Source organism: Aliivibrio sifiae, assembly GCF_002954705.1.
GTDB classification, from domain to species: domain Bacteria; phylum Pseudomonadota; class Gammaproteobacteria; order Enterobacterales; family Vibrionaceae; genus Aliivibrio; species Aliivibrio sifiae_A.
Window position 1 is genome coordinate 1,502,600 of sequence record NZ_MSCO01000001.1, and the last position, 18,005, is coordinate 1,520,604.

13 protein-coding genes are annotated in these 18,005 nt (G+C 40.3%); 9 read left to right on the forward strand and 4 right to left on the reverse strand.

What is annotated here, in order from left to right:
• Nucleotides 1–4 precede the first annotated feature (4 nt).
• The 4 genes from BTO22_RS06730 to BTO22_RS06745 all read left to right on the forward strand — a co-directional run bounded on the left by BTO22_RS06730 (nt 5) and on the right by BTO22_RS06745 (nt 4,317).
• Nucleotides 5–712: an energy-coupling factor ABC transporter ATP-binding protein gene (locus tag BTO22_RS06730; RefSeq protein WP_105054819.1), complete on the forward strand. Its 708-nt coding sequence runs from the start codon at nt 5–7 to the stop codon at nt 710–712.
• The gene (mobA, locus tag BTO22_RS06735) at nt 690–1,274 is read left to right on the forward strand and encodes a molybdenum cofactor guanylyltransferase MobA (protein ID WP_105054820.1); all 585 of its coding nucleotides are present in this window, start codon (nt 690–692) and stop codon (nt 1,272–1,274) included. The genes BTO22_RS06730 and mobA overlap by 23 nt, the downstream gene beginning before the upstream one ends.
• Nucleotides 1,271–3,052 (forward strand): bifunctional molybdopterin-guanine dinucleotide biosynthesis adaptor protein MobB/molybdopterin molybdotransferase MoeA, encoded by a 1,782-nt coding sequence (locus tag BTO22_RS06740; protein WP_105054821.1) that lies wholly within the window; start codon nt 1,271–1,273, stop codon nt 3,050–3,052. The genes mobA and BTO22_RS06740 overlap by 4 nt, the downstream gene beginning before the upstream one ends.
• Nucleotides 3,053–3,267: 215 nt before the next feature.
• On the forward strand, nt 3,268–4,317 hold the full coding sequence (locus BTO22_RS06745) for a formylglycine-generating enzyme family protein (protein ID WP_105054822.1): 1,050 nt from the start codon (nt 3,268–3,270) through the stop codon (nt 4,315–4,317).
• A 51-nt stretch (nt 4,318–4,368) separates the two neighbouring features.
• Here the strand turns inward: BTO22_RS06745 and BTO22_RS06750 are convergent, their stop codons facing one another.
• The 4 genes from BTO22_RS06750 to BTO22_RS06765 form a co-directional block, all read right to left on the reverse strand.
• Nucleotides 4,369–6,903, reverse strand: coding sequence for a LysM peptidoglycan-binding domain-containing protein (locus tag BTO22_RS06750; RefSeq protein ID WP_105054823.1), 2,535 nt, complete (start codon nt 6,901–6,903; stop codon nt 4,369–4,371).
• A 15-nt stretch (nt 6,904–6,918) separates the two neighbouring features.
• Nucleotides 6,919–7,512: a DUF4123 domain-containing protein gene (locus BTO22_RS06755; protein WP_105054824.1), complete on the reverse strand. Its 594-nt coding sequence runs from the start codon at nt 7,510–7,512 to the stop codon at nt 6,919–6,921.
• A complete protein-coding gene (tssI, locus tag BTO22_RS06760; protein ID WP_105054825.1) occupies nt 7,494–9,758 on the reverse strand; it encodes a type VI secretion system tip protein TssI/VgrG in 2,265 nt (754 codons plus the stop codon). Before tssI ends, BTO22_RS06755 begins: the two co-directional genes overlap by 19 nt.
• Before the next feature lie 76 nt (nt 9,759–9,834).
• Complete coding sequence (locus BTO22_RS06765) at nt 9,835–10,353, reverse strand: Hcp family type VI secretion system effector (RefSeq protein WP_061002478.1); 519 nt, start codon at nt 10,351–10,353, stop codon at nt 9,835–9,837.
• 332 nt (nt 10,354–10,685) lie between these two features.
• On the opposite strand from BTO22_RS06765, the gene BTO22_RS06770 reads away from it, so the two are divergent.
• From BTO22_RS06770 to BTO22_RS06790, 5 genes are read left to right on the forward strand one after another with little or no spacing between them, the layout of a single operon-like run.
• Entirely contained in the window at nt 10,686–12,218 is a 1,533-nt protein-coding gene (locus BTO22_RS06770) for a type I restriction-modification system subunit M (protein ID WP_105054826.1), read from the forward strand.
• A complete protein-coding gene (locus tag BTO22_RS06775; RefSeq protein WP_105054827.1) occupies nt 12,208–13,455 on the forward strand; it encodes a restriction endonuclease subunit S in 1,248 nt (415 codons plus the stop codon). Before BTO22_RS06770 ends, BTO22_RS06775 begins: the two co-directional genes overlap by 11 nt.
• A complete protein-coding gene (locus tag BTO22_RS06780) occupies nt 13,455–13,892 on the forward strand; it encodes a DUF1016 N-terminal domain-containing protein (protein ID WP_105054828.1) in 438 nt (145 codons plus the stop codon). The genes BTO22_RS06775 and BTO22_RS06780 overlap by 1 nt, the downstream gene beginning before the upstream one ends.
• Nucleotides 13,893–13,908: 16 nt before the next feature.
• Nucleotides 13,909–17,187 carry a type I restriction endonuclease subunit R gene (locus BTO22_RS06785; protein ID WP_105054829.1) on the forward strand — a complete coding sequence of 1,093 codons (3,279 nt, stop codon included), beginning with the start codon at nt 13,909–13,911 and terminating at the stop codon, nt 17,185–17,187.
• Complete coding sequence (locus BTO22_RS06790) at nt 17,187–17,978, forward strand: M48 family metallopeptidase (protein ID WP_105054830.1); 792 nt, start codon at nt 17,187–17,189, stop codon at nt 17,976–17,978. Before BTO22_RS06785 ends, BTO22_RS06790 begins: the two co-directional genes overlap by 1 nt.
• The last annotated feature ends 27 nt before the right edge of the window (nt 17,979–18,005 follow it).

Consider the following 18,005-nt stretch of genomic DNA (forward strand, 5'->3'; position numbering starts at 1 on the left):
AAAAATGACAATAAGAATTACTGCCGATAATCTATCAATGCGATTTAATGATCGTGTGCTTTTCCACATCCCGCATTTGTCATTAGGGCCAAAAGAATCAGTCTATTTGCGTGGCGCTAATGGTGTGGGTAAAACAACACTGCTTAAGATTTTATCTGGTTTACAAACCCCGACGGCAGGTAAGCTCAACCTTAATCAACCACACTGGACGGCTCGCCTATTAGGACGATCTGGAAATAATCAAATAGTCTACTTACATCAGAATCCATTTCTATTTGATGGTACGGTTTTCGACAACGTTATTTATGGCATGAAATACACCACCATGAATAAACTTGAAAAACGCAACATGGTGATCAATGCGCTACGTATGGTAGGCCTTGAGACCTTAGCTGATGAACACATTTCCGTATTATCTGGTGGTGAAAAACAACGTGTCGCTATGGCTCGTGCGTGGGTATTAAAACCTTCTATTTTATTAATGGATGAACCAAGCGCCAGCGTTGACCAAGAATCCATCGATTTATTGGTTATTATGGCAAAAGATCTGCTCGAACGCGGTTCAAGTATTGTCGTAACTAGCCATCAAACTAACGCCTTAACTGAAATTTGTCATCGCCAATGGACCATTTCAGACGCAAAGCTGATAGAATCTACCCCATTAAAAGTGATTGTTAGCAAGGATAAGTATGCTCCAGCCAAAGCAAACTAGTTGGGTGATTTTAGCGGGCGGACAAGCCCGTCGCATGGGTGGCCAAGATAAAGGCTTTGTTTCATTTCAAAACAAACCTCTTATCGAACATGCAATAGAGATACTAACGCCTCAAACCGATCAGATTGCCATCAATGCTAATCGCAGTATCGAACAATACTCAAGTTACGGCGTCACTTTTTCTGACCAGTTTAGCGATTACCCAGGGCCATTGGCAGGAATGCATTCTGGTTTAATCAATATGAATTCTGATTGGGTTGGTTTTATTCCTTGTGACTCCCCTAACTTACCTGACAACCTTGTTGCTTTATTGTGTGATGCGGTAAAAGAAGACACTGATATTGTGGTCGCTCATGATGGCGAATACATGCAACCAGTTGTCACTTTAATGCATAAACGTATCATTCCTAAAATTGATGCTTTCTTAGCGCGCGGTGATAGAAAAATCATTCTATTATACAAAGAGTGTAATACCGTCTTTGCTGATTTCTCTAATTACCCAAATGCTTTTATCAATTTGAATAGCCCTCAAGAACTCGAACAATTTGGATCTTTATTATGAGCTTAACGACTGCGTCTATCCCACTATTGGGTTTTGCTGCTTATAGCGGCACAGGTAAAACGACATTACTAGAAAAGCTATTACCAAAACTGAATGAAATGGGACTAAAAGTCGCAGTCATCAAACACGCTCATCACAATTTTGATATCGACCAAGAAGGTAAAGACAGCTACCGTTTGCGTAAAGCCGGTGCAAGCCAAATGTTGATCAGCTCTCGTTTTCGTAATGCATTAATTACGGAAACACCTGATGAAGAAACCACCTGTCAGCAACTCATCAATAAGTTAGATCAAACTGAACTTGATTTGATTCTTATTGAAGGCTTTAAACAACTGCCATACACCAAGATTGAATTGCACCGTGATGAAGTCGGTAAGCCGTGGATCTTCCCTGAAGATGACAACATCATAGCTATTGCCGCAGACTCAAAAGCAGAATCTAAACTTCCTCAAATGGATATCAATGATACCGATTCAATCACTGCCTTCATTGTTGACTACGTAAAACAACACCAGCATAAACAACAAAGTGACTTATCTGCTAATTGTGATGAATTATCTCCTGCGTTTTTATCAGTTAGCCAAGGCAGAGCTAAGATTTTAGAGACTATTACACCTCTAAAATCAAAAAGTAATGTCTCTTTAGTTGAATCCATTAATGCATTAGCGGCTCAAGATATTTTATCGCCGATTAATGTTCCTCAGCATAATAATTCAGCAATGGATGGCTATGTGATTTGTGGTGATGACTTAGACCGTAATGACTACACAGTGGTTGCCGAGATCATGGCAGGACACAGTTACGATCCCCCTCTTCAACATGGTGAAGCAGCAAAAATCATGACAGGAGCACCAGTGCCACAAAATGGTAATGCGGTGATCATGCGTGAACAAGCTATTCAAGAAGGCAATCAAGTACGCTTTGATACTGGAAAATCTGGCATTCGTAAAGGCCAAAACGTCCGTTTAGCAGGTGAAGATCTGGCTATCGATCAAATCTGTGTAGCTAAAGGCTCACGTATTACTGCCCCTGAAGTTGGCATGCTTGCTTCGCTTGGTATCGCCTCTATTCCTGTGTTTAATAAAATTAAAGTCGCTATCTTCTCTACTGGCGATGAAGTTCAAGCTCCAGGTGAAGCACAAAAAGCCAACTCTATTTACGATTCAAATCGCTTCACGTTAACGGCATTATTGCAGAAGATCGGTTGTGAAGTGATTGATTTCGGTATCATTGAAGACAGTGAAACCGCTCTAGAATCAACGCTTTCTCAAGCATCACAACAGGCAGATATGATCTTATCTTCTGGTGGTGTGTCGGTTGGCGATGCCGATTACATCAAAACGATTTTAGACAAACTAGGCAATATTAACTTCTGGCGTATTAATATGCGTCCGGGTCGCCCTCTTGCATTTGGTCATATTGGTGATACTCCGTTCTTTGGTTTACCGGGTAACCCTGTTGCGGTAATGGTGGCGTTTTTACAATTTGTTGAGCCTGCATTACGTAAACTTCAAGGCGAAGACAATTGGCAACCAGAGACTTTTACGGCAATTGCTAAAGAGTTTATTCGCTCTCGCACTGGCCGAACTGAATACAGCCGTGGTATTTACTCGATTAACCAAAATGGTCAAATGGAAGTAGTAACTACAGGTAAACAAGGCTCTGGTATTTTACGTTCAATGAGCGAAGCCAATTGCTTAATTGAAGTGCAACCTGAGGTCGAATCGATAGATATTGGTCAGAAAGTAACAATTATTCCATTAGGAACAAGAGTTTAAAGCACCTGAATAACTTAAAATAACGCTAAATTTAGCCTCACTTTTGTGGGGCTTTTTCTTATAAGGCTACATAAAAAACAATATCTGCATGGCACAAACTTCACTCTTATCACTCCCCGTAAACACTGAACAAATATCACACTTTACTTCCTGTTACACCTTCAATGAGAGCGCAAAATAGCTTAAAATAGAGGCATAAATTATAAGGAAGAATTATGAAAAACAAATGGTTAGGATTCGCTTGCTTACTACCACTATTAAGCGGCTGCAACGATGCGAACTCCTCTATTAGCGCATCAAGTGACACGGTATCAAAACAACAAATTGATACCATTATTACCAACATCAATAAGCAGTACCCTGATGCATCCAATGAATTAAAACAAAATGCATTAAACACTGCGGTTCGTGCTATTGAGAATCTCGTGTTCGTAAAAGGCGGCAGTTTTGAGATGGGGGACTTTGGTGCTCCTTGTGAAATACCAAGCAGAACAAGAAATAGAATAGATTGGTCACCAGATGTACAATGCCTAAGTTCATTCTTTAGTGTCAAAACAGGAATTGATAATTTACATAAAGTAACATTAGATTCTTATTCTATATCTGCTTATGAAACCAGCTTTATGGATATGGAGTGGATGCGGCAGCTTAATAATTTACCAGTAGCTGCAACTGATTTTTCAACCCTATCAAATATGCACAGAGACTCTGAACTATATCAGCAATATATAGCTAAACTAAATAATAGTGCAGCAGTTACAAAACATTGGCAAGAAGCAAAAAACTATTGCCAATGGTTAGGTGATGTGACTACTTTACCTTTTGATTTACCAACCGAGGCACAATGGGAGTATGCAGCTCGCAGCCGCGGCCAAAAAAAATATTTTGCAACCAATAATGGCTACCGACAACTACAAGGAAGTGATTATTATAATCCAAATACTGAGTATTACGTTGATTATAATGATGATGATGTTAACGCTAGCACAAACTCAGAAAAATATATTGGTCAATGGCCTGCTAATCCATTGGGGATATACGGAATGAGTAACCAGATAAGTGAATGGGTTAATGATTGGTATTCTGCTGATTATTATCAAGAATCCCCAGAGTATAATCCACAAGGACCAAAGGCTGGGAAACAAAAAGTCATGCGAGATGCCTCTGGTGCAATTATGGTTTTTGAACGATTCGATACAAAACCTGAATACTATACAGTGAGTTTTCGTTGTTCACTTCAGCAAGCAGCAACTATAAAGCCTTAATCATATTTTATAAAAAGGCCTACAACCTTACTATAGGCCTTGTTAGATTTATTATGTATAACGCAACTCACTAGAATTATTAAGCATAGCAATCTGTTGAGTTACTTGGGCTTTTTTACGCTCAAAAAGCTCGCCAGTTCTAGCCTCAAATGGCACTGTACTACTTGCAACCTGAAGATTACCTTCAGCTAACTGGTAAACCCAATAATTAAATTCTCGTTGTTGTTCATTGTCTAGAATTGTATTGATACGTTTTAAATTTTTAAACAATTCAGCGTCTCCGCCAACTTTGTCTCCATTATCATTTATCCGCGATAAAATTTCTTCAAACTTTCGCCAATTATACGTCGTCTTTTTCAATAACTCACAAATAGCCGTTTCTTGCTTCTCATTCATGCTAGTCCAAAACTCTTCTACCAAGGTATTCAACATCATGCCAACAACCTCTGGCAATAATTGATCTGGGGGCATCCCACTAAAAACACTATTATTCATAATGCGTTCGGATAATAAATAAGCCTCTTTTTTACGCTGTTCAACAAGCCCTCTTTGTTTCCAAAAACCACCAATTATATTTTCACCTTTCTCAACTGTTTTATAAAGAGCTTGTTCTGGGTCTTCAATCAAATCAGAGGCAAACGCTAAATAACTTGCTTGAACTAAGTAATTATATGTATCTTCATCAATATTCTTAAGCATTCTATAATCTATGTATTGCAACCCTTGCCAAATAATTTGAGTTACGTTCCAAAACTCTCTACCATCTAAAGCAGCACCAAAGCTTCCACTACCACCCGCACCCCAAACCAGTCGACCTGAACATATTAAAAGGAACTTGTTACCTCTGAGGCTCAACTGAAAATCAGCACCAGCACCTAAACCTGCGGCAACATTACCCTCCACTTTAATTTCTGCCAACGTTGCAAAATCTAACGTATTGTTCTTTTCTGGTGCTAACCACTCAACACCACCAGATAATTGCCCACCAGCTTGCGCACCTGCAAACCCTTCAGCCTTAAACCCAACCTGTCCTTTCGTTGAATTACCAAAACCAACTCTTGGTGTGAATAACATCCCAACGCTACCATCACCTCTAGGTGGTGCTTTTTTATTATTTATCTTCGCCCCAACAGAAACCATTCCACCAACAAATGCACTCAGTAATAAACACCCTTTTGTTCTGAAACAACCAAACGAGTACGTTGCGTCTTTCCCATTTGCATCTTTATAATTTAATGTGACAGGATAACCACTTTCATAAGGTAAAAATGAATCAATTTTAACCGACCCTTCAACCAAAGAAACGCTAGCTTCTGCACCAAAACCAACATCTACGTCACCGGTTTGGGGTTTAATGTCAGCCTTAAAAGCGGCTTGAGCTCCCCAACGTAATAACTGAGCATCTTGACTGATGGCAAAACGAGTTTCTCCCTCTTCAGTTAAAATATGTTGCGCCGCTTTAAATTCTAACCAATGCCCACCATCGGCTTTCCATTCTTGAAATTTAATCTCCAGTGGTATGCCATTACTTAACTTACTCTTGATATCATTTTGAATATCTTCTTTCACAGCTCTAGCAAAACCAGCTTTATCATTATTTTCAATGGCCGCCATGGTTTTTGAACGATTTTTTATTGGTCTCCAACGTCCTTTATTTTCAGCTTTCTCTTGCTCAATAAATTCACTTCTCAGATAAAGATATCTGTTATGGCGCATAGAGTAGACTTCAACGATATGCTGCTTCACTTTTGGATTAATTAGCTGCTTACCAATTGAGTTAAAGTTATCCAGATTCACTGACTGTTTATTGGGAGCTTCTGGTTTTTTAGGTGATTTATCCAAGCTCTGCCAATACGAAATCTCATCTTCAATTTTTGCTAATACTTTTCTTTTGAGTACCTCAACAGAGTCGTCATCTAAAAACCATGATTCATCATAATTAGTGACAATACGTTTTCGCTTATCTAACGCTTTTAATTTATCTAATACTCGTTGTTGGTTCTCATCATTCTTTTTTTCTGTACCGCCACCAAAAGCTGACGCTACTTTCCGACCTATCTTTGCTTCTGTTGATTCAACCAAACAAATCGCACCTGCATTACTTGCGTCATTTAGCCACACTTGTCTCTTTTTCGCGTGCTGCTCTACTTGTTGTTTAGTAACATTTTTGCCTTGAGGGGTTTCTTTTAAAAGTGTTGCATAACCTTCTAGCAAGGTGTCCATACACTTCGCTTCTTCATCCATGTATTGAATAGATTTTTCATCTAAACAATAGAAATCAGTCATTGCTTCACCAGTAACAAATACAACATCATGCACTTCTTTGGCTTCACATTCTGGTGCAGCCATTAATGTGCATGTTTCCGCTGTGGGGCGTACTTTTGAAATAGGTTCGACGGTGTTGGTTTGCTCTACCTCTTCATCTTCAACTTCCTCAGGCAGACTAATACTGTCACCCACATGAATTAAATCTGGGTTAGGTTGATATTTTGGGTTCAGCTCAAGTAACGTGGTAAAAGGGACATCATTATCAATGGCAACTTTAAGCAGCGTGTCACCGCGTTGAACAATATAAGATTGGCTCATGGTGTTAACACTCCTTTACCATTGAGTTGAGATGGATTGCATGGACGCAAAATGCTGTTCAGTCATTGTCCATTGATAATCAGAAAACGGAGGGGTTATAGCAACAGGTACTGAAACAGTAAGCCATGATTTATTAAACCACGTTATTTTAGTCACCGATCCGAAATAGTCTCGACGATCTGTATCAGACATAGATGCCACTAAAGGCAATAATCCTCTTGGATCGTAATAGCGTAAAAATACCTCTCCATTGCCCTTTTTAACTACTAACGCATTACGTAATGAATACATTAATTCACTGCTGTTAGTTGTGTTCTCTGTATAAAGCAACGCACCACAATGCGCTGAACTCATTTTATCAACACAGGCATTTAATAAGGGTTGAGAGTGCGATAAATCAATAACAATAGGTCCATTTTTTATCGCATTAAACTGCGTCGCTTTAAATAGCTCAAACGTATTTAATTCCTCAACGTATAGACTCAGCTCCGCATGCCATTCAGGCCATAACTCTGATTCAATTAATGCGTAAATATTTTCTGATGAGTTAAGTAATGGGGTTTCAACAGTATCAATTCGCCATTCACTGTTTAGCTGTGCAGTTGACATACGCCCCCCTTACCACATTGGCATAACTCTTTCATTAATGAACCTTCTTCAACCATTTCACTGTACGCCGCAGAGTTCATCACTGGCTTAGTCGATGCTAATGGAGACATTGAGAAGGCACGAGGAGGGTTTATACTCACACTGGTATTCTGACCTTGAGCAGCACTAGGATTAATCGCAACATTGCCCCCAGCTAAAGCGACCGAACTGGCGCCATCAACCATAATATCTGAGCCATATAGCGTTATTGTTCCGTTATTTTTCAGAATAAAACCTGAGCTACCAACTTGAGCGCTAATTTCATCAGCACTGATTATGGTATGATCTCCATCAGATTTAATAGAAGCATTACTTCCAACTTCTACCGTGAGATTTTTACCTACAGTTAATGTATCGTCGGCACTAATATCACGACTCATTGACCCCATAGTTATCGTGCTTTGTTCACCCTTAATCGTCAGCTCATCATTTTTACCCACTGAACTTTTTCGGTTTTCGTAGATTTTAAAGGCTTGATCAACGGCCACGCTCTTTTCTATATTGGCGTTATATTTAACGTTTACATCTTGTTCAACCGTTTCTGTAAACGTTTGGTGAGTGGTTGATGTTTTATGACCTTCGATGGTTTCTTTTCGATCTTTTTTTATTTTATTAATTTGATTATTACCGACCTCTAACTCTTCATCATTTCCTATGGTTCTGAATCGGTTATTTAGTACCTTAGTTCTCATGTCTTTTTGAGCATGAAAGTAGACTTCTTCTTGGTTGGCTTCGTCTTCAAACGACATTTCGTTATAACCTTCTCCTTTATGGGTTTGGGTACGAAACACCGTTTTGGTTTTATGCTCTGGCAAGGCGTATGGTGGCGTGTTCAGCCCGTTATATACAGCACCTGTCACTAAAGGTCTGTCTGGGTCACCTTCTAAGAACGTAACCACCACTTCATGCCCTATTCTTGGTAAATACACCGCGCCCCATGTAGGAGCTGCCATCGATTGACTCACTCGTAACCAACAACCTGAATGCTCATCATTGTTACCATATCGGTCCCAGTGAAATTGAACCTTAATGCGTCCCATTGGGTCGGTATATATTTCTTCGCCTGCTGGGCCTACGACCACTGCGGTTTGCGGACCATCAACCACAGGGGCTGATAGTTTATTTGCTTTATATTCAACATCACGAGGAATACAAGTAAACTGGTTTTGATACGTTGTTGGCAGCTCGCTTGACTCTTCTTCATGCACACGAGGATCATACCCACTGTGCGTTACAGAGGTTAATATATAATCTCTATTTATCGTACTTCTAGGGTGTTTTGTTAGGTTAAAGCTATAGCCTGCAATTAAACGCATTATATTACTTTCAGCGTCAATTTGATGATTATAAACCTGATGATCGGCTACCAAGTAATTACTGCGCTGTTGGCCCTGTTCAATTTCTCCGTAACGCCCTGGATAATCAAAGAATGCTAAATCGTTATCTCGCTCACCCTGTTGTTGAACGTGTTGTGGGATACGAGGCTGCTCGTAGTTATAATCTGTTTGAGTGACGTGACCAGTACGTACACGATTATAAGCAATTAATTCAAAGACATGCTCTCTATCCGAGTTCCCACCACCATCCGATTGATAAACCAATGGACCAACATAAGATGCATTCAATGGTGAACTAATTAACTCTGGGATGGCGTCATTTTTATCGACAATCACCATAGTATGATTACTTGCAGTATGCTCAAAGTAATACCATAGGCCGTGCTCTGCCAATAAACGCTGAACAAAGTGGCTGTCTGTTTCTCGATATTGAAGTAGATATTCTTGGTTTGGATAGCTATTAAATAACTCAAAACGGTAATCGGTTACCGATGCACCATCGAGCACTTCAGTTAAGATATTGACAATCGATTTATCTTGAAAAATACGACAATCTTGTCGTTGGGTTAAGAACCACAATTGAGGAACAAGCGTAATTTGATAACAAGAGAAGCGGCGACCAGATCCTAAATAGCGAACTTCATGAACCACACCATGAAACAAACGACCAGTATCCATTCCCTGCCCTAATACTTTTAGCAATGCAGGTTTTCGACTTAATACGTCAAACTCTATATCAGGATTCAATGATAATAGCGACAGGGTTACCTTAAATGGTTGAGAGACTTCTTCAACCACATTAAAACTCTCAACTCGAAACTCATGCTGTGTGCCGAGGACTTCAAACTTAAACTCTACCTCTTTACTCATTATGTACACCTGATAGATATGACGACAAATAGGGCCAAAATAAGGCCCTAGCTTTTATAAATAGTTTGCGAATTGATTACGCTTCGCGTGGTGTACGCCAGTCATCATTACCTGCCGTACCACACGTTTCGTGAGTCACTTCAATTGCACGGTAAGTGAACTTAAGCACTTCTTCAGTTACACGATCAGACGTTGCTGCATCTTGGCAATGAGCCATACGAGTTTGCATATCAACTAATAGTGCATCAATCAATTTGATTGTGTAGTAATGCTCTTGCTTACCAGACGTAGAAGTACGGTAGAAGTTAATGCTACATTCAGGCAGTTTCTCGCCAGAGACTAAAGCGTTAAATAGTAGTGGAGAACAACGGTCTTGTTGTTTAGTTACGATCACTGGGCGGTGAACACGTTGACCAGTAGGTTGACCACTTTGAGGGTCACGAGGAACAGTTAGTACATGGTCAAGCTCTTGAACAAGAAACTCATCAACATGTGCTTCTTGCCATACGTTACCTACTGAATCTGCAGAGTAAGCATCTTTAGTAATATCGCCTTGAGTTTGGCCTTTAATTGACATATAAGCTGGAGTTGGCATGGCTTTATTCCTTAATAATTGAATTCGATTTAGAGTCGTGAACTTCACGAGTTAAATTCAATAGAGCAATTAGAATGCCAAAAATAAAATCAAATAAAGACAACAAGTTAGGGTTTTTACTATTTACAAGAACAATAAATAAAAACAATAAATTGGATAATTATCCAATAAGTTGTTTCAAGCATGTTGTATTTTTTTCTTAGGCTCTCCCTCCTACTCCATCTTGATTTAAAAAACTGTAAAAAAACACCATAACCACGTACTATATCCCCATATTTCATTCGCTTAATCACCAATAAAAATAAGCGTGACACATAACAGCTAGGTAACCCATGCCACATACCCAAATCAACCAAGACGACATCAACAAAGCCGTATGGTCTGCTTGTGATACTTTCCGCGGGACCGTAGATCCATCTATCTACAAAGATTTCATCTTAACCATGCTGTTCTTAAAATACATTTCAGATGTTCACCAAGACAAAGTAGATGAATTAGCTAAAGAATATGGTGACGAGCCAGAGCTGATTGCGGCAATGATGGAAAGCCAATCATTCAAAATTCCAACTGGCTCTACGTTTTGGGACTTATATGAATCACGCTTTGAAGCAGGTAACGGCTCACGTATTGATAAAGCGCTACACGCCATTGAAGAAGCCAATGGCACTAAATTAAAAGGCGTGTTCCAAGATATTAGCTTTAACACCGATAAACTGGGCGATGAGAAATCAAAAAATGACATTCTACGTCACCTATTAGAAGACTTTGGTAAAGAAGCATTAAGCCTACGCCCAAGCCGTGTTGGTTCGTTAGATGTCATTGGTAACGCTTACGAATACCTAATCAAACACTTTGCGGCTGGCAGTGGTAAATCAGCAGGTGAATTCTATACCCCGCCAGAAGTATCAGATTTACTTTCTATCATCTTAGAACCACAACAAGGCGACACCATTTGTGATCCTGCGTGTGGATCTGGCTCACTACTGATGAAATGTGGTAAGCAAGTTCAGAAAAACTTTGGTGGCTCTAAGCAATATGCTTTATTTGGCCAAGAAGCGATTGGCTCTACATGGTCATTGGCAAAAATGAACATGTTCCTACACGGTGAAGACAACCACCGTATTGAATGGGGTGACACCATTCGTAACCCTAAACTTCAAGATAAAGAAGGCGGTCTACTGCACTTTGATGTCGTAACCGCCAACCCTCCTTTCTCTTTGGATAAATGGGGCCATGAAGATGCAGAAAGCGATCATTTTGGTCGTTTCCGTCGTGGCGTACCACCAAAAACCAAAGGTGACTATGCGTTTATCTCACACATGATTGAGACATTAAAACCTGCTACTCCAACAAGCAAGGGCGGTCGCATGGGTGTAGTTGTGCCTCACGGGGTGCTATTCCGTGCCTCTTCAGAAGGTAAAATCCGTAAACAACTGATTGATGAAAACCTATTAGATACCGTTATCGGTCTGCCTGAAAAGCTGTTCTTTGGTACGGGGATTCCTGCTGCAATTTTGTTATTCAAAAAACAGAAAGACGACAACAAAGTATTGTTTATTGATGCCTCTCGTGAGTTTAAATCAGGCAAGAACCAAAACGTATTAACGAGCGATAACATTCAGAAGATTGTTGATACCTATAAAGCCCGTGAAACGACAGACAAGTATTCTTACCTAGCGACATTAGAAGAGATTGCCGAGAACGATTACAACCTTAACATCCCTCGCTACGTCGATACCTTTGAAGAAGAAGCGGAAATTGATTTGATGGCAGTGCGTAGTGAGCGTTTGGCGCTACAAACCGAACTAGCTGACCTAGAAGCGGAAATGGCAGGCTACCTAGAGGAGCTAGGTTATGGTGCCTAATGGTTGGGTAGATGGCAGAGTTGGAGACCTTTTACTGGGCCTTGAATCGGGAGTCAGTGTAAATGGTGAAGCTCGCGTTCTTGAAAAAAATGAAAAAGGTGTTTTAAAAGTAAGTGCCGTTACTTATGGCGTATTTAGACCTAATGCCGCCAAAGTTATTACATCGCCTACTGAACTCACTCGTGCAAAAGTTAATCCCAAGCAGGGACAAATTATAATAAGTCGCAGTAATACAGAAGAGTTAGTAGGTGCCAGTGCGTACATTGATAAACAATACGACAACTTATTTCTACCAGATAAGTTATGGCAAACGGTTCCAAAAACTAACTCTAATATGAAGTGGTTAAGTTATGTGCTTTCATCTAAACACTGCCGATATACACTATCTAACCTAGCAACTGGAACAAGTGGTTCGATGAAGAATATCACTAAAGGTGAGCTACTTAGCTTGAAAATAGGTATTCCCCCACTTCCAGAACAACGTAAAATCACCCAAATCCTTTCTACATGGGATATGGCGATAGCAACCACTGAAAAGCTGATTGATGCCAGCAAGCAGCAGAAAAAAGCGTTAATGCAGCAGTTGTTAACGGGTAAAAAGCGTTTGATTGATCCTGAAACGGGGATGGCGTTTGAGGGGGAATGGGAAGAATTTCGATTGGCTGAACTTGGAAATATAGTATCAGGCGGTACACCTAGTACAAGTTCATCAGAGTATTGGAATGGTAATATTGATTGGGTTACCCCAACTGATATAACAAAGCTACGAACAAGAATAATTGATAATTCAGCTAGAAAGATTACAGCTCTGGGACTTAGTACAAGTTCGGCTAAATTAGTGCCAACTGGCAGCCTCCTGGTATGTACTCGTGCAACTATCGGTGCAATGGCAATATCGCAACACCAGATGTGCACAAACCAAGGCTTTAAAAACTTAATTCCAAATAAGAAAACAAATATCGATTTTCTTTACTATTTAGTTAGTTATGGGAAACACAAATTAATATCAAAAGCCAGTGGTTCTACATTCCTTGAGTTATCGAAAAAAGATTTTGAGCATATTCGCTTCGAAATTCCAAAAGTAAATGAACAACAAAAAATAGCTTCAGTCCTAATCGCTGCCGATAAAGAAATCGAATTGCTAAATGCCAAGCTTGCACACTTTAAGCAAGAGAAAAAGGCGTTGATGCAACAGTTGTTGACAGGAAAGAGAAGAGTACAAGTAGAGGCCGCCTAATGAACAATCATCTTTCACAATTAAACACCGACTTGTTAAACAATATTCGTACTTTACTGGTTGAGGGACGAAAACAGGTTGCACAAGCCGTCAACACCACCATGGTGCAAACCTATTGGCAAATAGGCCGTTTAATTGTGGAAGGTGAACAGCAAGGTGAAACACGAGCTGAATATGGCAAGCAAGTGCTGAAAAGCCTTTCTGTATCGTTAACAGAAGAATTTGGTAAGGGTTTCGATACCCGTAACCTGCGCAATATGCGCCAGTTTTATCTGGTTTTTCCAATTTGGAACGCAGTGCGTACCGAATTAAGCTGGACGCACTATCGCACCCTAACTCGCATTGAAAACAAATCCGCTCGCCACTGGTATATGAACGAAGCTATTGAGCAAAGCTGGTCAGCAAGAGCATTAGAACGCCAACACTTATTGGCGTAACAAGGACACATTGATAATGACTAACCCTCATTTACCCAACTTCAAAGAAGAACAAAGCGCAAAAATTCCTGCGCTTACGTTGTTAACCAACCTTAATTATGAGTTCATTCCACCAAGTGACTGCACAGTTATGCGAGGTAACTTATCAAGCGTCATCTTACCTAATGTATTGCGTGACGTGCTGCAACACAAAACCTATTCTTTCATGGGTAAAGAGCATCATTTATCAAAAAATGCGATTGATAAAATCATTCAAGAATTAGCTAACCCAGCAATGAATGAAGGCTTAAAAACCGCTAATGAAAAGCTGTATAACTCACTAACGTATGGCATTAGCGTCACTGAGTTTGTGGATGGCAAAAAAGCCAACCCAACCATTCAGATCATTGATTGGGAATACCCTGACAACAACAAATACCACTTTACTGAAGAGCTTGAAGTCGAAAACACCCACGGCACCAAAAACTACATTCCTGATATGGTTTGCTTCGTAAATGGTTTGCCTTGGGTCGTGATAGAAGCCAAGCGCCCAGACTCCTCAACGGTAGGAAAGCCCACCATTGAAGAAGGCGTATCTCAAACCATTCGTAATCAAAAACAAGATTGCATCCCTCACCTATTCGCTTATAGCCAATTGGTAATGTCCGTTAATGGACACGATGGACGCTACGCTACTTGCGGAACCCCAAGTAAATTTTGGGCGAAATGGAAAGAAGAAGAAATCACAGAGCACACTTTTTCTCGCTTAAAAAACACGCCATTATCACCAGAAAATTTCGACCGTATTTTTAACCATCGCCCGAATAAGGTGCGTCAAGAGTATCTATCGCTGATCTCAGGCGGTGATTTAATGGTAACTAACCAAGACCGTTTATTGATGTCGCTACTTCGTCATGACCGTCTATTAGAAATGACTCGCCTTTATACCCTGTTTGATAAAAAAGTCGGCAAGATTGTTGCGCGTTATCAACAAGTGTTTGGCATTAAAGCTCTCGTTAAGCGTATCACCTCATTTGATGATCTGGGCGCACGTAATGGCGGCGTAATTTGGCATACCACAGGCTCTGGTAAATCGTTCACCATGGTGTTTTTATCTAAAGCGCTTATCTGGCTTAAAGAGTTAGCAAAATGTCGCGTGATTGTGGTTACTGACCGAGTGGATTTAGAAGACCAACTGGCTCGAACATTTGCCTCTGGTGGCGCATTATCAGACAAAGATAAAAAAGAGGCCATGGCGACCACAGGAAAACGCCTAGCCGAGCAAATTGGTAAAGGTAACGAACGTATTATCTTCTCTATCATCAATAAGTTTGGTACCGCGATTGAGCTACCAGAATGTTACAACAACAGCCCTGATATTATCGTATTAGTAGATGAAGGGCACCGCAGCCAAAACGGTGAAAACAACATTCGTATGCAACAAGCTCTACCCAAAGCCGCTTATATTGGATTTACGGGAACCCCACTGCTGCAAGATGATAAAACAGAAAATAAATTCGGTAAAATTATTCACTCTTACACCATGCAACAAGCGGTAGAAGACCAAACCGTTACCCCACTATTGTATGAAGAGCGCATTCCTGATCTCAGTACCAACGACAAAGCCATTGATGCGTGGTTTGATCGTATTACCGATAAATTATCAGAAAAACAGCGCACGGATTTAAAGAAAAAGTTTGCTCAAAAAGGGCAAATTTACCAAACCGAGGGACGTTTAGAGCTGATCGCCCATGATATTTCTGATCACTTCCAAAACTTTAAGCACCAAGGGTTAAAAGGCCAATTGGCGTGTGACTCTAAAGCCTCTGCGATTCAATACAAAAAGCTATTGGATAAGATTGGTAAAGTGACATCGGTTGTTGCAATGTCTGCTCCTGATACTCGTGAAGGCCATGACACGGTTGATGGTGAAAGCACTGACACAGTACAAAATTGGTGGAAAGCCAATGTAACAGAAAAAGAATGGTGTGACGAAAAGGCCTACACCAAACACATTATTGATGAGTTTAGTAAAGACGACGGCCCTGATCTCATGATTGTGGTTGATAAGCTACTCACCGGCTTTGATGAACCAAAAAACACCGTGCTTTACATTGATAAACCGCTTAAACAACATAACTTAATTCAAGCCATTGCGCGTGTGAACCGTTTGCACACTAAAAAGCAATTTGGCTATTTGATTGATTATCGTGGCATTTTAAAAGAGCTTGATGCATCGATAGCAAACTACCAAGAGCTAGAAGAGCGCATTAAAGGCGGTTTTGATATTGATGATCTAGAAGGTCTTTACCATCGCATGGATACCGAATACAAAAAATTACCAGGCTTATATCGCGATCTCTGGGCTATTTTTGATGGGGTATCAAACAAACAAGATGGCCCTGCATTGCGCCAAGCGTTAGCACCAAAAATCGATACCATTGATGGGTTATTAACGGATACCAATCTTAAAAAACGTAACGATTTTTATGACGCATTAACCGCGTTCTCTAATTGTTTAAAAGTGGCGCTGCAATCGGCAACCTACTTTGAAGATAAGAGTTTTGACGACAAACGAGATTTATACAAAAAGACCTTAAAATCTATGTCTGATCTGCGTAAACAAGCCCGTGAAGATGCAGAAGAAACGGTCGATTACGATGAATACGCAGAAAACATTCGCACCATGTTGGATAAACATATTGGTGGCGTAGAAATTCAAGAATCCGAAGGCGCTTATCTGGTGGGTAATATGGGTAAACACGCCAAACCAGAAGAGATGAGTGACGATGAAGCACGTAACAAAAAAGACGTGATAACAGGCCGTATCACTAAGATGATTGAGCAAGATTTAGCGGATGACCCTTATGCCCAAGCGTATTTCTCTAAATTATTGAAACAAGCCATCGATAAAACCAAAGAGATGTTTGATGCCCCTATTAAGCAATATCTGTTATTTGCTGATTTTGAAGAGCAAGTGATCGCTCGTAACGTTGAAGGGTTACCAACAGACCGTTTCTCTGAGCTTGATCCAAAAATCAAACGTCATGTGCAAGCGTACTTTGGCCTGCTCTTAAAGCACCTAGAAGATACCAATACCTTGAGCGAAGATGAACGTTTCAACTACGCTCTAAAAATTGATGAAATAGTTACCGCAGCCGTTGCTGAGTTTTCAATTAACCCACAAGAGATTGAAAACCAGATCCGCCGTCAACTATTGCCTGTTCTATTCAAAGCAATTGGCATGGATAAAACCAATCTAGTGATTGCGGACATTATCCAAATCACTCGTTTAGGCGTAGCAGGTCATCATTAATGGCATCGGTAAACGAAAAAGAGAGTAACAAAGAAGAGTACAGCTTTATCTATGGTGATGAAGCGGTCTCCTACTCTGTTATTAGAAAAACCGTTACTCAAAAAAACAATAGCGAGAACGCAAAGCGTAAAATTAGCATCAAGGTTCATCCTAACTGCGAAGTAGTGATTAATGCCCCTGATGATGCAGAGCGAAGCGACATACATGATGCCGTGATGAAACGTGCCAGTTGGATTTACGACGCACTAAAAGAGTTTCGTGCCCATTTAGCGTATGTAGAAACCAAACTGTATGTAAGCGGTGAAATGCAATTTTATTTAGGCCGTCGCTATGTACTTAAAGTGGTTGAAGATAACTCCGCGTTACCCAGCGTAAAAATGAGTCGAGGCAAACTACTTGTTACCCTCACCCGTTTTAATGACGACAAACACGCTCTAACCAAAGCGTTAGTCTCTGGTTGGTACGGCGTAAAAGCAGAGCGTATTTTTCATGAACGGTTAGCAGAGCTATTGCCACAAGCGACATGGGTTGATGGCATTCCAAGTTTTCGTGTGATGCCAATGCAAAAACAATGGGGAAGCTGCTCTGCCAAAGGGAATTTGATGCTTAATCCTCACCTAATCAAAGCCCCTAAAAAGTGCATTGATTATGTAATACTGCATGAGCTTTGCCACATTGCAGAGCACAATCACAGCGAACGTTTTTGGCGCTTATTAACCAGTGTTATACCAAATTGGAAAGAAGTGAAAAGCAAGCTAGATGGTATGGCTGAGCTGTATTTAAATGAGTAAATCAAGATTACTTTTTTTAAACCCTTT